Raw genomic sequence first — 16,179 nt, 5'->3', positions numbered from 1 at the left:
TGTTGGTGGAACTTGCGAAAGTCCGCGCCCCGATACAGATCGGGACGCGGCTGTGCAAGGCTAGCGCTTAGGAACCGGTCTTGCGGTACCAGTCAGCGATGTTCCACAGTTCGCTGTCCCACACGTTCAGGACGACACCGCCCAGAGTGTTTGCGTGGGCCGACAGACGACCACGGTGGACCAGCGGGATCATGCCGCCGTTCTGAACCATGATGTCGTTCAGCTGCTTCGCGATTTCGGCGCGCTGCTCCAGACCGGCGGTCTGCGCCAGTTGGGCATGCAGCTTGTCGAACTCTTCGTTGCAGAAGCGGCTGATGTTCTCACCCTGCCACTGGGTCTCGGGACGCGGTGCCTTGTCGCACAGGCCGTTGCCCAGATAGCTTTGCGGGTCGGTGCCGTTGAAGGTGTTGGCGTACATCTCGACGTCAGCATAGAACTTCTGGAACGTGTCGGGCGAGCCCGGGTCACCACCGAAGAAGACCGAGGCGTTGATGTTGCGCAGTTCGGTTTCGATGCCGATCTGGCTCCACCATTCCTTGATCAGCGCTTGGAAGTCCTGACGGACGGCGTTGGTCGAGGTCTGATAGACGATCTTCAGCGGAACGCCATCCTTCTCGCGGACGCCGTCGCCGTCGGTGTCGACGATGCCGGCATCATCCAGCAGTTTCTTGGCGCCTTCGATATCCTGCGTGTCGCAGGTCATCGAGGTCGAGTTGAACGCAGCCGGAGCCGGCACCCAGTTGCAGGTCACTTTACCCGCCTGGCCATAGCCGATCTCAACCAGCAGCGGGCGGTCGATTGCCATCGACATAGCCTTGTAGACCGCCGGATCCTGCAGGAACGGGTGCGGGTGCTTGGCCGTCGAACGCTCGCCTTCCGGCAGTTCGGGCGACGGGTTGGTCTGGTTCAGCATGATGCGCTCGACCAGCGGGCCAAAGCCTGCCACCGGAGTGCCTTTGCCGCCTTCTTGCATCTGCGCGATAACTTCGGGCGCCAGCTGCAGGTTCCAGGCATAGTCGAACTCGCCGGTTTCCATCACGGCGCGACCGGCCGCGGTCGCATCGCCGCCGCCCTTGAAGGTCACGGTTGCGAAGGCCGGTTTCGCCGGGTCACGATAGTTGTCGTTGGCCTTGAAGGTGATCACATCGTTCGGCTTGAACTCGGTGACGACAAACGGGCCGGTGCCGATCGGGTTGAAGTTCTGCTCGGTGCATTCCGGAGCTTTCGCGCCCATGCAGTCCGCGAACTGAGCGGCCTGAATGATCGGGCTTTCGCCGCCGACGAACGGACCGTAGGGGAACGGGGTCGGCTTGTCGAAAGTGACCTTGACGGTCAGATCATCCACAGCTTCGACGTTGGTGACGCCTTCGAACTTGGTCACCTGCGCACAGCCACCTTCGGGGTCCATGCAGTAATCGGCGGTGAATTTCACGTCGGCCGAGGTGAACGGCGTGCCATCCGACCAGGTGATCCCCGGGGCGATCTTCCACGTGATCGAGGTGAGGTCCTCGCTCACGCCGCCGTTTTCGACGGTCGGGATTTCGGCTGCCAGATACGGCACCATGTTGCCGTCCTGGTCGTAGCGGGCCAGAGGTTCGATCACCAGCGAGGCCGCTTCGACGTCTTTGGTGCCGCCCGACAGAAACGGGTTCAGGATCGAGGGTGCTTGCCAATAGATGATGCTGACGTTGCCGTCCGATCCGCGCTCGGCCATGGCCATCGGGGCCATCGCCGTGCTTGCAATCGCACCAAGCAAAAGGGTTTTGATTTTCATCATACACTCCTTGTTGGACACATTCGTGTCTCGATTTTCTCCGCAAGGCCTGCGGATTTGGCGTTGCCGTGCCGGGCTCAAGCCACTGAAACAAAAGACAATTGCGCAAATATCTGCGCACTACGCCCAATTTCTCGGCACGGTTACGCGGGGTATCGAAACAGAGTTTGCAGAAATTGCAAGCCTTGCCGCAGCGAAACTGGCAATGCGTTTGACTTTTCCTGTCAGCCCGCCTTAGCGTTCGGCAAAGAAAACACTCATGCAGCCAAGGGGAGCGCTCGCGTGCTGGATCAGCCTATCGCCCAGATCAGGGAACTTCGGGTCGAATTCCAAACCAAGGATGGGCCCGTCGTCGGGGTCGAGGACGTCTCGTTCGAGGTCCGTCCGGGCGAAACCGTCTGCATCGTGGGCGAATCGGGATCGGGCAAGTCCGTATCTTCGTTGTCATTGATGCGCCTTGTTGAATTCGGCGGGGGTGAAATCGCCGGCGGACAGTTGATTTTCGACCGCAACGACGGGACCGAACTGGATCTGGCCAAGGCCGATCAGGACCTCATGAAGCAGATTCGCGGCAACGAAATCGGGATGATCTTTCAGGAACCGATGACTGCGCTGAACCCTGTTTTCACGGTCGGGCGACAGCTGACCGAAGGGCTGCGGATTCACAAGGATATGTCCAAGTCCCAGGCCGAAGCACGCGCCTTGGAACTGCTGAAACAGGTCCGCATCCCCGAACCCGAGCGGCGGCTCAAGCAGTATCCGCACGAATTGTCGGGCGGGATGCGCCAGCGGGTTGTGATCGCAATGGCCATGGCCTGCGAGCCGCGCCTGCTGATCGCCGATGAACCCACCACGGCTCTGGACGTGACGATCCAGGCCGAGATCCTCGCCTTGATGGACCGGCTGAAGCGTGAAACCGGCACGGCGGTCATGTTCATCACCCATGACATGGCCGTGGTCGCCCAGATGGCCGACAGGGTCGTCGTCATGTACCGCGGCAACAAGGTCGAAGAGGGCACCGTCACCGAGATTTTCGAGAATCCCCAGCATGACTACACCAAGGCTCTGCTGGCCGCGGTGCCCAAGCTGGGTGAGATGCGCGGAAAATCCGCCCCCGAGCCGATGAAGTTGCTGGGTGTCGAAGGTCAGAAGATCGCCCCGATTCCCGGAACCGAGGATGTATTGCTGTCAGTCCGGAACCTGACCACGCGGTTCCCGGTAAAAGGCGGGATCCTGCGCCGCACCATTTCGAATGTGCACGCGGTCGAAGACGTCTCGTTCACCCTGAACAAAGGGCAGACGCTGAGCCTCGTCGGCGAGTCGGGTTGTGGAAAATCTTCGGCCGGACGCTCGATCCTGCGGTTGATCGAGCCCATGGCGGGTGAAATCAGTCTTGATGGCATGGACATCATGAAGCTGGACCAGAAGGGCCTGCGCAAGGCCCGCCTGGACATGCAGATGATCTTTCAGGACCCATTCGCATCGCTGAACCCGCAGATGCAGTTGGTTGATCAGGTGGCCGAGCCGATGCGCAACTATGGCGTGGCGTCGGGGTCGGAACTGCAGGACCGGGTCGCACAGCTGTTCGACAAGGTGCACCTGCCACGCAGCTTCATGCGCCGGTTCCCGCACGAAATGTCGGGTGGGCAGCGGCAGCGAATTGCGATTGCCCGGGCGCTGGCCCTGAACCCGAAACTGATCATTGCGGACGAAGCCGTTTCCGCGCTGGACGTTTCCGTTCAGGCGCAGGTTCTGAACCTGATGATGGAATTGCAGTCCGAACTTGGGTTGAGCTATCTGTTCATCAGCCACGACATGGCCGTGGTTGAGCGGGTCAGCCACCACGTGGGTGTGATGTATCTGGGTCGGATCGTCGAACTGGGCCCGCGGGCGCGTGTTTTCGAGAACCCGCAGCACCCCTATACGCAGGCATTGATGAAGGCGGTTCCGATCGCCGACCCCAATCAGCGCAAAACGGAAAAAGATCTGAATTTCAAACCGATCCCGTCTCCAATTCACCCAATCGGCTATGAGCCTGCGCCTTCGGAGTACCGAGAGGTCGAGCCGGGTCACTTCATCCTGACGACCGACAGCGGCTACTGACCCATATGCCACGGCGCCTGACACCGCTTGAGATCATGACCAAGCTGATCTCGTTTCCCACCGTCAGCCGCGACAGCAACCTGCCGCTGGTCGACTGGGTCGAAGACTACCTGAACGGCCACGGTATCCGCGCCCACCGATGGCCGGATCCGGATCAGCCGCACAAGGCGGCCCTGTTTGCCCATGTCGGCCCCTGGGAGGAAGGCGCGGTCGTGCTTTCCGGTCACACGGATGTGGTGCCGGTGGACGGACAACCCTGGGACAGCGACCCGTTTGTCGTGACCGAACGGGACGGCAAGTATTTCGGACGTGGAACCTGTGACATGAAGGGCTTTGACGCCCTCGCCATCTGGGCGCTGGTCGAGGCGCAATACGCCGACGTCAAGCGCCCGCTGCAATTGGCGCTGAGTTTTGACGAGGAGGTTGGCTGCACCGGTGCGCCGCCCATGATCGTCGCCATGCAGGAGGTTTTGCCCAAGGGCTCGGCCGTGGTGGTGGGCGAGCCGTCGATGATGCAGGCCGTCACCGGCCACAAGGGCGGTTTCGGCTATGATACTCATGTGGTTGGATACGAGGTGCACAGTTCGATCATGCATACGGGTGTCAATGCGATCATGTATGCCGCGCCGCTGATCGACTGGGCAAATGCCCAAAACGACATCAACATGGCGGCGGACCCCAGCGACATCGCGGCAGTCTTTGATCCTCCTTGGACAACCTGCCACGTGGGCATGATCAAGGGCGGCACTGCGCACAACATCACGGCCAAGGATTGCCGTTTCATGATAGATTTCCGGGTCGTACCCGGCGAGCAGGCATCAGCTTGGAAAGAAGCCTATCTGGAACAGGTAAGAGTGGCGGAAGAGAAGATGCAGCAAGTGCATCCTGACGCCCATATCGAGGTGAAGGCCAGCTTTGCCGTTCCGGCGTTGGTCCCGGAAACCGATGGTGAAGCCGAGACGCTGGTGCGCGCCCTTACGGGCGACAACGCAACCCATGTCGTCAGCTATGGCACCGAAGCCGGTCAGTTTCAGGAAGCCGGTTACTCGGCCGTGATCTGTGGGCCCGGAGATATCGCCCAGGCGCACCAGCCGAACGAATACATCACGATCGCTCAGTTCAACGCCGGCCATGACTTCATGCAGCGTCTGGTCTACAAACTGGCGGCGTGACCCAAAAAGAGGCACTGGAAACTCAGGATTTCAGTCAGAAGCTCGGAGAGTTGAACATGCCGGTCAAAAACAGACTTGCTGAAATGCACGCCGAGATAACCAAGTGGCGGCGGCACCTGCATGCGCATCCCGAGTTGATGTACGACGTGCATGAAACCGCCGGCTTCGTTGTCGACCGACTCAAGGCGTTCGGTGTCGATGAAATCACGCCGGGTATAGGTAAAACCGGTGTCGTGGCCGTGATCCGAGGGCGGACGGACACGCAGGGGCGGGTGATCGGGTTGCGGGCCGACATGGATGCCTTGCCGATCAACGAGGCGACCGGACTGGACTATGCCTCGACCGTGCCGGGCAAGATGCATGCCTGCGGGCATGACGGGCACACCTCGATCTTGCTCGGCGCTGCGCAATATCTTGCCGAGACGCGCAATTTCGACGGAACGGTGGTTCTGATCTTTCAACCGGCCGAAGAAGGCGGAGCCGGCGGTCTGGCCATGTGCCGCGATGGGCTTATGGATCGATGGGGCATTCAGGAAGTCTACGGCTTGCACAACATGCCCGGCCTGCCTGTCGGAGAGTTCGCAATCCGGCCCGGCGCGCTGCTGGCGTCGTCGGACGAGTTCGAGATTGTCGTGACCGGCAAAGGTGGCCACGCCGCCGCACCGCATGAAGCCATCGACACAACCTTGGTGGCATCGCATATCGTGGTTGCGCTGCAATCGGTTGTATCCCGCACCGTTGATCCAATCCGACGGGTGGTGCTGACGGTGGGGACGTTTGAAACTGACAGCGTCGCTTCGAACGTGATTGCGCACACGGTCCGGCTGCAGGGCACGGTTCGCACACTGGACCCGGAATACCGTGGCATCGCCGAGGAGCGCGTGCGCCGGATCGCCGAAGACACAGCCTCGGCTTTTGGCGCCAAAGCCCGCGTGACCTGGACGCCCGGCTACCCGGTGACGGTGAATTCCGAAGCGGAAACGGCCTTCGCCGCCGAAGCCGCCGAGGCGGTGGCCGGCAAGGTCAATGACGCAACGGATCCGATCATGCCGTCGGAAGACTTCGCCTACATGCTTGAAGAACGGCCCGGAGCCTACATCTTCTTGGGGAACGGCGACACGGCCATGTGCCACCATCCCGAATACAATTTCGACGACCAGGCCATTCCTGCCGGATGCAGCTGGTTCGCCGAGCTTGTCGAACGACGAATGCCCATCGCCTGAAACAGGAAAGACAGTCATGCCGATCAAGAACCGTTTTGCCGAAATGCACCCCGAAATCACCGGTTGGCGGCGCGACATACATCAACACCCCGAAATTCTCTACGATACCCATCGGACCAGCGCATTGGTTGCGGAAAAACTGAAAGAGTTCGGTTGCGACGATGTCGTGACCGGAATTGGCCGGACCGGGGTGGTCGGCGTGATCAAGGGCAGGACCGACACCCAAGGCCGGGTGATCGGTCTGCGGGCCGATATGGATGCGCTGCCAATGCAGGAGCAGACGGGTGCGGAATATGCCTCCAAGACTGCGGGCGCCATGCATGCCTGTGGCCATGACGGTCACACTGCGATGGTTCTGGGCGCCGCCAAATATCTGGCCGAGACCCGAAACTTCGATGGGACCGCGATCGTGATCTTTCAACCGGCCGAAGAAGGCGGCAACGGTGCTGAAGCCATGTGCCAGGACGGTTTGATGGACCGCTTCGGCATCCAGGAAGTCTATGCGATGCACAACGTGCCGGGCCTGCCGTCCGGGCAGTTTGCCATTCGCTCCGGGCCTCTGCTGGCGGCGGCGGACGAGTTTGACATCCATCTTGAAGGCCGCGGCGGTCATGCCGCCAAGCCGCAGGAAACCGTGGATACTACGGTCATGCTGTCGCAACTGATCGTGGCCCTGCAGACCATCGTTTCGCGCAACGCCGACCCGATCTTGCAGGCCGTTCTGTCGGTCACTGCGGTCGAGACCTCGTCGAATGCGTTCAACGTGATCCCGCAATCGGCCCGGCTGCGTGGCACCGTCCGCACCCATTCGAACGAGATGCGCGACCTGATCGAACAACGACTGAATGAAGTTGTGCAGGGTGTCGCGGCGACCATGGGTGGCACCGCCACGGTAACCTACTCGCGCGGCGTTCCCGTCACGATCAACGCGGAAGAGCAGACCGGATATGCAGAATCCGCGGCAATTGCCGTCGGTGGCAGCTGTGCCGAAGCACCGATGGTGATGGGGGGCGAAGACTTCTCGTTCATGTTGCAGGAACGTCCCGGCGCCTTCATAGTCCTGGGAAATGGCGACAGCGCCGGGCTTCACCACCCCGAATACGATTTCAATGACGAGATCATTCCGATCGGATGCTCGTGGTTTGCAGAAATGGTCGAACGCCGGATGCCGGTGGCCTGAGATTTTTTTAAGGAGAGAAGACGAAGATGCCAGTGAAGAACCGCTTTGCCGAATTGCAGGATGAAATCACCGCCTGGCGGCGTGATATTCACGAGAATCCTGAAATTCTGTTCGATACGCATCGCACCAGTGCGCTGGTTGCGGAAAAGCTGAAGGAATTCGGCTGCGACGAGGTGGTCACGGGGATTGGCCGCACCGGAGTTGTCGGGGTGATCAAAGGCAAGGTCGACACCAAGGGGAAGGTGATCGGATTGCGGGCGGATATGGACGCTTTGCCGATCCACGAAGCGACGGGGTTGGACTATTCTTCGAAAACGCCGGGTGCGATGCATGCCTGCGGCCATGACGGCCACACCGCCATGCTGCTGGGGGCGGCAAAATACCTGTCGGAAACGCGCAATTTCGACGGAACCGTCGTTGTGATCTTCCAACCCGCCGAGGAGGGCGGCGGCGGCGGCCGCGAGATGTGCGAAGACAACCTGATGGAGCGTTGGGGCATTCAGGAAGTCTACGGAATGCACAATTGGCCCGGTAAGCCTGTGGGCAGCTTCTCGATCCGGCCGGGGGCGTTCTTCGCGGCGACTGATCAGTTCGATATCACGTTCGAAGGTCGTGGCGGCCATGCCGCCAAACCGCATGAAACCGTGGACACCACTGTCATGACTGCGCAGGCCGTTCTGGCGTTGCAGACCATCGCGTCGCGCAATGCCGATCCGATCGATCAGGTCGTTGTTTCGGTCACCTCGTTCGAGACTTCGTCGAAGGCGTTCAACGTGATCCCGCAGAAAGTGCAGATCAAGGGCACCGTGCGCACGATGAGCAAAGAGATGCGCGACCTTGCTGAGCAGCGCATCAACGAAATCTGCTCGGGCGTCGCCGCGACATTCGGCGGTACGGCCGATGTCACTTATATCCGGGGCTATCCGGTCATGATCAACAGCGACGAGCAGACCGAATTCGCCGCCGAGGTCGCCCGCTCGATCTCAGGGGCCTGCGAGGAGGCACCTTTAGTCATGGGCGGCGAAGACTTCGCCTACATGCTGGAAGAACGTCCCGGTGCCTATATCCTGGTCGGCAATGGCGACACGGCGATGGTCCACCATCCTGAATACAACTTCAACGACGAGGCGATCCCTGCCGGTTGCAGCTGGTGGGCCGAGATCGTCGAACAGCGGATGCCCGCAGCCTGACACCGTGGCGGGGGCGCAGGCCCCCGCTGCCGCTTGCGGTCAGGGGCCTGCGTCCTCCAAACCCAGCTTGTCGCATAGCGTATCCACAACCGAATCCAGCGCCGATTTCTGGGTGTTCACGCAGGACTGCGCCGCCGCTTGCGCTGCGGCCAGCGCCGATCTGTCCGACAGCCAAAGCGCGACCGCCTCGGCCAATTCCGGCGCCGAAGCGACTTCGACCGCGCCGCCGCTGTCCACCAGCGGGGCAAATGTCTCGGCGAAATTGTAGTAACCCGGCCCGGTGATCACCGCGGCCCCGGCCTGGGCCGGCTCGAACGGGTTGTGGCCGCCGATCTCTTTCAGCGACCCGCCCAGAAACACGATCGGGCACAACGCGTACCATGTTCCGGTTTCGCCCAGCGTATCGGCCACATAGACCTGCGTGTCGTCGGTGATCGGCTGCCCGGCGCTGCGCAGAGCATGCCTTTGACCCTTGGCATTAATCAGGACGCAGACCTCGTCCCGCCGTTCCGGGTGGCGGGGGATCAGCAGCAGCAGCAGGTCGGGCCAGCGGTTCAGCAATTCGGCATGGGCGGCCAGAACGGTTTCCTCCTCGCCGGCATGGGTCGAGCTGGCGATCCAGACCGGCCGCGCGCCGATCTGGGTGCGGGTTTGCGACAGCGTGTCCTGATCCACCGGCAGCGGATCGGACATGGCCTTGAGGTTGGTGCCGGGCTGCACCAGATCGGCGGGTGCGCCCATGGCGATCAGGTTTGCGGCCGTGCGGTCGTTTTGCGTCAGGAACAGGCGGAACTGGCTCAGGACAAAGCGGGCGGTGTCGGGGCGCTTCTTCCACCCGGCCACCGATTTCTCGGACAGGCGCGCGTTCAGCAGGGCGAAGGGCGTCCCGCGCCGGGCGGTCTCGACGATCAGTCGTGGCCAGATCTCGCTTTCGACGAAGACGCCGGCATCGGGCCGCCAGTGATCCAGAAACCGCGCCACCGGGCCGGCGCTGTCCAGCGGGGGGTATTGGTGGCGGGTGCGCGGTGGCAGACGTTTTTCCACCAGCGCCGCCGAGGTCGGGGTGCCAGAGGTGATTAGGAACTGCGCATCCTCGATCCGTTCGCTCAAGCGCTTGATCAGGCTCAGAACCGACAGGCTCTCGCCCACGCTGGCCGCGTGGAACCAGATCAACCGACCGTCGGGGCGGGGCTGGCTCGCATGGCCCAGCCGCTCGCGCTGACGGATTTCGGATACACCTGCCGACTGCAGCTTGGCGCGAACGGTGCGCCAGGCCAACGGCATCGCGAAGGATGTCAACGCGCAGTACACACGGTACAGCGCCGTGGGTCGCCCCGACAAGTCTGACATGTCAGCCGCCCGTGTGGCTCATGTGACGGCTCATCTGGCCATCGATCTTCTGGCGGGAATAGTCGAAATCATGGCCCTTGGGCTTGAGGGTGATCGCCGCGCGGATCGCCTGTTCCAACGGCTCTTCGCTATTGGGGTAGTCGCGCAGGGGGGCGCGCAGGTCGGCCATGTCCTCTTGGCCCAGGCACATGTACAACTCGCCCGTGCAGGTCAGGCGTACCCGGTTGCAACTTTCACAGAAATTATGGCTGAGCGGCGTGATGAAACCGATCTTCTGCCCGGTTTCCTCTAGCCGGACATAGCGCGCCGGGCCCCCCGTGCGCTCGGCCAGATCGGTGACAGTATAGTGGTTTTCGTACTCGGCCCGCACGTCTTTCAGCGACCAGTACTGGTCCAGCCGGTCCTCGTTGCCGATGTCACCCATGGGCATGACCTCGATCCAGGTCAGGTCCATGTCGCGCTCGGCGCACCAGCGGGTGATCTTGGGGAGTTCGTCCTCGTTGAACCCTTTCAGGGCCACCGCGTTGATCTTGACGCGCAACCCGGCCTTCTGCGCGGCATCGATCCCGCCCAGGACCTGTTTCAAGCGACCCCAACGGGTGATCTGGGCGAATTTGTCCTCGTCCAGCGTGTCGAGCGAGACATTCACCCGCCGCACCCCGGCGGCATACAGGTCGTCGGCGAACCGGGCGAGTTGCGAGCCATTGGTGGTCAGCGTCAGCTCTTTCAGTGCGCCGCTGTCCAGATGCCGGGTCATCGAGTCGAAGAACCCCATGATCCCACGGCGCACAAGCGGCTCGCCCCCGGTGATCCGCAGCTTTTCCACGCCCAGTCGAATGAAGGTCGAACACATCCGGTCCAGTTCTTCCAGCGTCAGCAGCTCTTTCTTGGGCAGAAAGGTCATGTTTTCAGACATGCAGTAGACACAGCGGAAATCGCAGCGGTCCGTGACGGAGACGCGGAGATAGGTGATTGCGCGGGCAAACGGGTCGATCAACGGAGCAGTCATGCCCAATAGGTAAAGCGCACCGTGCCTTGCGACAAGTCAGAACTGCGCTTGAGGGGTGGAACGCGGGCGCGGGCAGGGGTAGGCTGGTCGCATGCGATACCTGTTTGTTCTTTTTCCTGCGTTTCTGACCGGCTGTGATGCGGTGCGGCAAGGCCTTGATCGCGCGCCGGATGCGGAACCTGCGCAGGCGACAGAAACCGCCGCTGCGACCGCAGAGGTGGAAGCAACGCCTGTTGCGGCTGTGAACACCGGATGGGCCGGCGCCAAGACAACGATTGCCGGACTGGGCGATCCGAACAAGCCCGGACGCTGGCTTGAAACGCCGTTGGTCGAAACTGAGATCAATGGCCGGGTGGTCGTACCCAAGACGGGCGCGCAGGCGTATATCACACTTGTGCCGGCACCCTCGGGCGGCAGCCGCCTGTCGGTTGAGGCGATGCGTGCGCTATTGGTGCCGTTTGACGAACTGGTTGAACTGGACGTTTATTCCAACTGATCTTTCAGGTACTTGCCGGCCTCTTTGCGGGCAAAAGGCTTCATCGCGTGACCGTGCGCGGCCAGAAACGCCCGGACCCGGTCGGGGTCATGTTTGGACAGGTCGCGCAGCCACCAGGCCACCGCCTTCTGGATGAACCAGTCGCGATCGGGGACATACTTGGCGGCCCAACCCAGGATGCGGTCGCGGCGCTGTAGGTCCTCGGGCTTGGGGTGGTTTTGCTTGGTCCAGGGCAGAGTGGCGACCAGAGCCGCGCGCCGGGTCCACATGTGATCAGAGGTCGTCCAGTTTTCGACCTGGTCCAGCCGCGACGGATCGGCCCACAGGCGCTTTTGCATGGCCATGCCGGCATGATCGGCCACCGCCCAGGCGTCGAAATCGGGCAGCCAGCTTTGCAGCAAGTCCCAAACCGCCTGATCGGGGCGGATGCGCGCCTGCGTCAGCAGCTTGGCGGCGGCCAGCCGGGCCTCGTGGATGTTGGTCTGCCACAGCTGATCGGCCAGCGCGACACGGGCGTCCACGTCCATCTGTTGCCGCCAGCTTTTGGTCAGATCATTCAGCACCGGGTTCGGTACCCCAAGATAGGGACGATCGACCTTGTGATAGGCTGCCATCTGGGCGGCTCGGTCCGGGTCGGCATGCGCCTTGATCTGGTCCAAAGGGCTGTCCGGCATGGCGGCTTACTCGACCGTGACGGATTTCGCCAGGTTGCGGGGCTGGTCCACATCGGTGCCCTTGGCGACCGCCGTGTGATAGGCCAGCAGTTGCGCGGGCACCGAATACAGGATCGGCGCGACCGAGCCGTGGGCATGTGGCATGCGGATCGTGCTCCAGACCCCGTCCTTGGCATCTGCGATCCCGTCGTCGTCCGAGACCAAAATGACCTTGCCCTTGCGCGCCATGACCTCTTGCATGTTCGACACGGTCTTGTCGAACACCGCATCGCGCGGGGCCATCACCACCACGGGCATGTGCTTGTCGATCAGGGCGATGGGGCCGTGCTTCAGCTCGCCTGAGGCATAACCTTCGGCGTGGATATAGCTGATTTCCTTGAGTTTCAGCGCGCCTTCGAGGGCCAGCGGGTACATCAGGCCGCGTCCCAGGAACAGAACGTCGCGCGCCTCGGACAGGCGCTGGGCGGATTTCCGGATCGCCTCCTCCTGGTCCAGCGCGGCATTCAGCAGTGTCGGCAGGCCGCGCAGCGCGGCGGCGTGATCGGCCAGCGCATCGTCGTCCAGTGTGCCCCGGTCGGCCGCGGCCTTGAGCGCCAGCATCAGCAGAACGCTCAGCTGGCAGGTGAAGGCCTTGGTCGAGGCCACGCCGATCTCGACCCCGGCATGGATGGGCAGGGCCAGGTCGCTTTCCCGCGCGATCGAGCTTTCGGGGACATTGACCACCGACACGATCTTGTCGGCCTTTCCCTCGCAATAGCGCAGCGCGGCTAGGGTGTCGGCGGTTTCGCCCGACTGGCTGACGAACAGGGCCAGCGTGCGGTCGGTGATCGGTGGTTCGCGATAGCGGAACTCGCTGGCGATATCGACCTCGACCGGCATCCGGGCCAGTTGCTCGAACCAGTACTTGGCGGTCAGACAGGCATAGAAGGCCGTGCCGCAGGCCACCATGGTCAGGCGGTCCAGCTTGGAGAAATCAAGGTCCGTGTCCGGTAGAACCACCCGGTCGCCGCCGGTTGGCAGGTACGAGCGGATCGCTTCGGCCACCACCACCGGCTGTTCGGCGATTTCTTTGGCCATGAAGTGCTTGTGCCCGCCCTTGTCGGTCCGGGTCTGATCCAGCTGGATCTTGCGGATCTCGCGATTTGCGATTTCACCGGCCTCGTTGCGGATCTCGACCGAAGTGCGGGTGACCACGGCGCGGTCGCCTTCTTCCAGATAGGTGATCCGGTCGGTCAGCGGCGCCAGTGCGATGGCGTCCGAGCCCACGAACATCTCGCCATCCCCGTGCCCGATGGCCAGCGGCGAGCCCTTGCGGGCGGCGACGATCAGGTCATCCTCGCCGTCGAACAGAAAGGCCAGCGCAAAGGCGCCTTGCAGCCGGTCGATGGTCTTGAAGGCGGCCTCGACCGGGCTCAGCCCCGATTTCATGTAGAATTCGGTCATCAACGCGACGGTTTCGGTGTCGGTCTCGGTCTGGAAATCGATGCCGTTCTCAGCCAGTTCGGCCCGCAGCTCGCGATAGTTTTCGACGATGCCGTTGTGGACCACGGCAACCGGTCCGGCCTGATGCGGGTGCGCGTTGCTGACCGAGGGGGCGCCATGGGTCGCCCACCGCGTGTGACCGATGCCGGACTTGCCCGGCAGGGGGTCATGCACCAGCAGGTCGCTGAGATTGACCAGCTTGCCCACCGCGCGCCGACGACCCAGCTTGCCGCCGTTTACGGTTGCGATGCCCGCGCTGTCATAGCCGCGGTATTCCAGCCGCTTCAGCGCTTCGACCAGGATGGGCGCCGCTTCGTGCTTGCCCAATACGCCAACAATTCCACACATTTACTCAGGCTCCCTTGTCCCGGCGTGCCTTTTTCGCCTTCAGCATCTCGAACAGCTTGCGGGCATAGCCCGGCTTGTTTTCTTGTTTGGCGCGGCCCACCGTCAGGGCGTCGGGTTCGACGTCGCGGGTCACGATGGTGCCGGTGGCCGTCATCGCGCCGCTGCCCACGGTGACCGGGGCCACCAGCATGGTGTTCGAGCCGACAAAGACATTCTCGCCGATCACCGTGCGGTGCTTCATCACGCCGTCATAGTTGCAGGTGATGGTGCCGGCGCCGATATTCGTGCCCGCGCCGACCGAGGCATCGCCGATATAGCTGAGGTGATTGACCTTTGCGCCCTCGGCGATTTCGGCATTCTTGATCTCGACGAAATTGCCGATACGGGTGTTCTCGGCCAGTTCCGCCCCCGGGCGCAGCCGGGCATAGGGGCCGACCACGGCGCCGCGGCTGACATGGCAGCCTTCTAGGTGCGAAAACGCCCGGATCGTCGCGCCGCTTTCGACGGTGACACCGGGGCCGAAGACCACGTTGGGTTCGATCACCGTGTCTCGGCCGATCACCGTGTCGGCGGCCAGATAGACCGTTTCGGGGGCCATCAGGGTGACGCCCAGATCCAGCAGCTCGGCCCGGGCGCGGGCCTGGAACACGGCATCGGCCGCGGCCAGATCAGCGCGCGAGTTCACGCCCAGCGTCTGCGCTTCGTCGCACGAAACGGCAGTGACCTTCAGGCCGCGTTCGCGCGCGATCTGGACCACGTCGGTCAGGTAGTATTCGCCCGACGCGTTGTCGTTTCCGACCGCGTCGATCAGGTCGAACAGGGTGCCCGCGTCGCAGGCCAGAAGACCGGAGTTGCAGAAGGTTATGGCGCGTTCTTCATCTGACGCATCCTTGAACTCGACGATCCGTTCCAGAGCATCTCCGTTCATCACCAAACGGCCATACCGGGCCGGGTCGGCGGCCTCGAAGCCCAGGATCACCAGATCGTTGTCAGCCCGCGCGGCGATCATGCGCTCCAGCGTGTCAGGCTGCAGAAACGGGGTATCGCCATACAGAACGACCACGTCACCGGTGAACCCGTCCAGGGCCTCGCGCGCCTGGGCGACGGCATGGGCGGTGCCCAGCTGTTGGTCCTGCACGACGATGCGGGCGTCTTCATCCTCGGCCTGCGCGACTTTGGCCACCGCCTCGGCGCCGTGGCCGGTGACGATGACCGTGCGTTCGGGTGCCAGAACCGACCCGGCGCGCATGGCGTGCACCAGGATCGGAACCTGGGCGATCGGGTGCAGAACCTTTGGAATATCCGAATTCATCCGGGTGCCTTTTCCGGCGGCAAGGATGACAAGGGCAGTGCTCATGAATGCGTTTTCTCTTTTGTTTTGTCGCGGTCCGTTTTATCCGCTGAGGGCAAAGGCGCAAGCCGTTCGGCCATCAAACAAGATTGCCGTTTGCAACACGACATGGCGGAAAACTGCCGAGCAAGGAGACAGAATGCGCACGGTCATCTTCGATCTGGACGGGACTTTGGCCGATACGTCGGGCGATCTGCTGGCGGCGGCCAACCATTGTTTCCGGCAGATGGGGCATGGCGATGTGCTGGTGCACGGGCAGGATGCGGCGGTAGCTTTGCGCGGCGGGCGGATGATGCTGACCCACGGGTTGAAACGCGTGGGCTCCTATGACGAAGAGACCGTGAACGCCTATTACCCGGTCCTGCTCGAGGCTTATGGGCAGGCGATCGACACCCACACCACTTTCTATCCCGGCGCGCTGCAGGCGGTCGAGGCGCTGAAGGCCGCCGGATACGGTGTCGGCATCTGCACCAACAAGCCCGAGGCGCTGGCCGAGCTGCTGATGACGCGGCTGGGCGCGCGGGCGCTGTTCGGCTCGCTGGTGGGGGCGGATACTCTGCCGGTGCGCAAGCCCGACCCTGCGCCGCTGCGGGAAGCCGCGCGCCGGGCCGGCGGGCATCCCGACCACTGCATACTGGTGGGCGACTCGGATACCGACCGTAACACGGCCCGCGCCGCAGGGGTGCCTTCGATCCTTGTGACCTTCGGCCCGTCCGGCGATGACATGGCCGCCTTGCAGCCCGAGGCGCTGCTGCACCATTTCGACGATCTGCCCGCAATCGTCGCCGAGCTTGTGGGCGCGGCGGCCTGATCTCTTGACCCGGGCT

General features: G+C 62.7%; 13 protein-coding genes. 7 read left to right on the top strand and 6 right to left on the bottom strand.

Features of this window, described 5'->3' with window-relative positions; genetic code table 11:
• Nucleotides 1–67: 67 nt before the first annotated feature.
• A complete protein-coding gene (locus tag ACR0NB_RS07945) occupies nt 68–1,774 on the bottom strand; it encodes a peptide ABC transporter substrate-binding protein (protein WP_170450694.1) in 1,707 nt (568 codons plus the stop codon).
• Nucleotides 1,775–2,056: 282 nt separating this feature from the next.
• On the opposite strand from ACR0NB_RS07945, the gene ACR0NB_RS07940 reads away from it, so the two are divergent.
• Genes ACR0NB_RS07940 through ACR0NB_RS07920 form a run of 5 tightly spaced genes read left to right on the top strand, consistent with a single transcriptional unit; the run spans nt 2,057 to nt 8,642 of the window.
• Nucleotides 2,057–3,877: an ABC transporter ATP-binding protein gene (locus tag ACR0NB_RS07940; RefSeq protein ID WP_170391039.1), complete on the top strand. Its 1,821-nt coding sequence runs from the start codon at nt 2,057–2,059 to the stop codon at nt 3,875–3,877.
• A 5-nt stretch (nt 3,878–3,882) separates the two neighbouring features.
• The gene (gene argE, locus ACR0NB_RS07935) at nt 3,883–5,049 is read left to right on the top strand and encodes an acetylornithine deacetylase (RefSeq protein ID WP_480775358.1); all 1,167 of its coding nucleotides are present in this window, start codon (nt 3,883–3,885) and stop codon (nt 5,047–5,049) included.
• A gap of 56 nt (nt 5,050–5,105) precedes the next feature.
• Nucleotides 5,106–6,272: a M20 aminoacylase family protein gene (locus tag ACR0NB_RS07930; RefSeq protein ID WP_170357322.1), complete on the top strand. Its 1,167-nt coding sequence runs from the start codon at nt 5,106–5,108 to the stop codon at nt 6,270–6,272.
• Nucleotides 6,273–6,288: 16 nt separating this feature from the next.
• On the top strand, nt 6,289–7,452 hold the full coding sequence (locus tag ACR0NB_RS07925) for a M20 aminoacylase family protein (RefSeq protein ID WP_480775357.1): 1,164 nt from the start codon (nt 6,289–6,291) through the stop codon (nt 7,450–7,452).
• 26 nt (nt 7,453–7,478) lie between these two features.
• The gene (locus tag ACR0NB_RS07920) at nt 7,479–8,642 is read left to right on the top strand and encodes a M20 aminoacylase family protein (protein ID WP_480775356.1); all 1,164 of its coding nucleotides are present in this window, start codon (nt 7,479–7,481) and stop codon (nt 8,640–8,642) included.
• Nucleotides 8,643–8,681: 39 nt separating this feature from the next.
• Here ACR0NB_RS07920 and ACR0NB_RS07915 read toward each other — a convergent pair whose 3' ends face one another.
• On the bottom strand, nt 8,682–9,992 hold the full coding sequence (locus tag ACR0NB_RS07915) for a 3-deoxy-D-manno-octulosonic acid transferase (RefSeq protein ID WP_480775355.1): 1,311 nt from the start codon (nt 9,990–9,992) through the stop codon (nt 8,682–8,684).
• 1 nt (nt 9,993) lies between these two features.
• Nucleotides 9,994–11,001: a GTP 3',8-cyclase MoaA gene (moaA, locus tag ACR0NB_RS07910; RefSeq protein WP_480775354.1), complete on the bottom strand. Its 1,008-nt coding sequence runs from the start codon at nt 10,999–11,001 to the stop codon at nt 9,994–9,996.
• A 91-nt stretch (nt 11,002–11,092) separates the two neighbouring features.
• Between moaA and ACR0NB_RS07905 the strand changes: the two genes are divergently transcribed.
• Nucleotides 11,093–11,497, top strand: a complete 405-nt coding sequence (locus ACR0NB_RS07905; RefSeq protein WP_480775353.1) for a hypothetical protein — start codon at nt 11,093–11,095, stop codon at nt 11,495–11,497.
• Here the strand turns inward: ACR0NB_RS07905 and ACR0NB_RS07900 are convergent.
• From ACR0NB_RS07900 to glmU, 3 genes are read right to left on the bottom strand one after another with little or no spacing between them, the layout of a single operon-like run.
• Entirely contained in the window at nt 11,485–12,171 is a 687-nt protein-coding gene (locus ACR0NB_RS07900; RefSeq protein ID WP_480775352.1) for a DNA alkylation repair protein, read from the bottom strand. The genes ACR0NB_RS07905 and ACR0NB_RS07900 overlap by 13 nt on opposite strands.
• 6 nt (nt 12,172–12,177) lie before the next feature.
• The gene (gene glmS / locus ACR0NB_RS07895; RefSeq protein WP_480775351.1) at nt 12,178–14,001 is read right to left on the bottom strand and encodes a glutamine--fructose-6-phosphate transaminase (isomerizing); all 1,824 of its coding nucleotides are present in this window, start codon (nt 13,999–14,001) and stop codon (nt 12,178–12,180) included.
• A 4-nt stretch (nt 14,002–14,005) separates the two neighbouring features.
• On the bottom strand, nt 14,006–15,358 hold the full coding sequence (gene glmU, locus ACR0NB_RS07890; RefSeq protein ID WP_480775350.1) for a bifunctional UDP-N-acetylglucosamine diphosphorylase/glucosamine-1-phosphate N-acetyltransferase GlmU: 1,353 nt from the start codon (nt 15,356–15,358) through the stop codon (nt 14,006–14,008).
• A gap of 133 nt (nt 15,359–15,491) precedes the next feature.
• Between glmU and ACR0NB_RS07885 the strand changes: the two genes are divergently transcribed.
• A complete protein-coding gene (locus ACR0NB_RS07885; protein WP_170454646.1) occupies nt 15,492–16,163 on the top strand; it encodes an HAD-IA family hydrolase in 672 nt (223 codons plus the stop codon).
• Nucleotides 16,164–16,179 lie beyond the last annotated feature (16 nt).

The organism is Ruegeria sp. CG3 (assembly GCF_056537205.1).
This window is presented reverse-complemented; position numbering and strand designations above follow the sequence as displayed.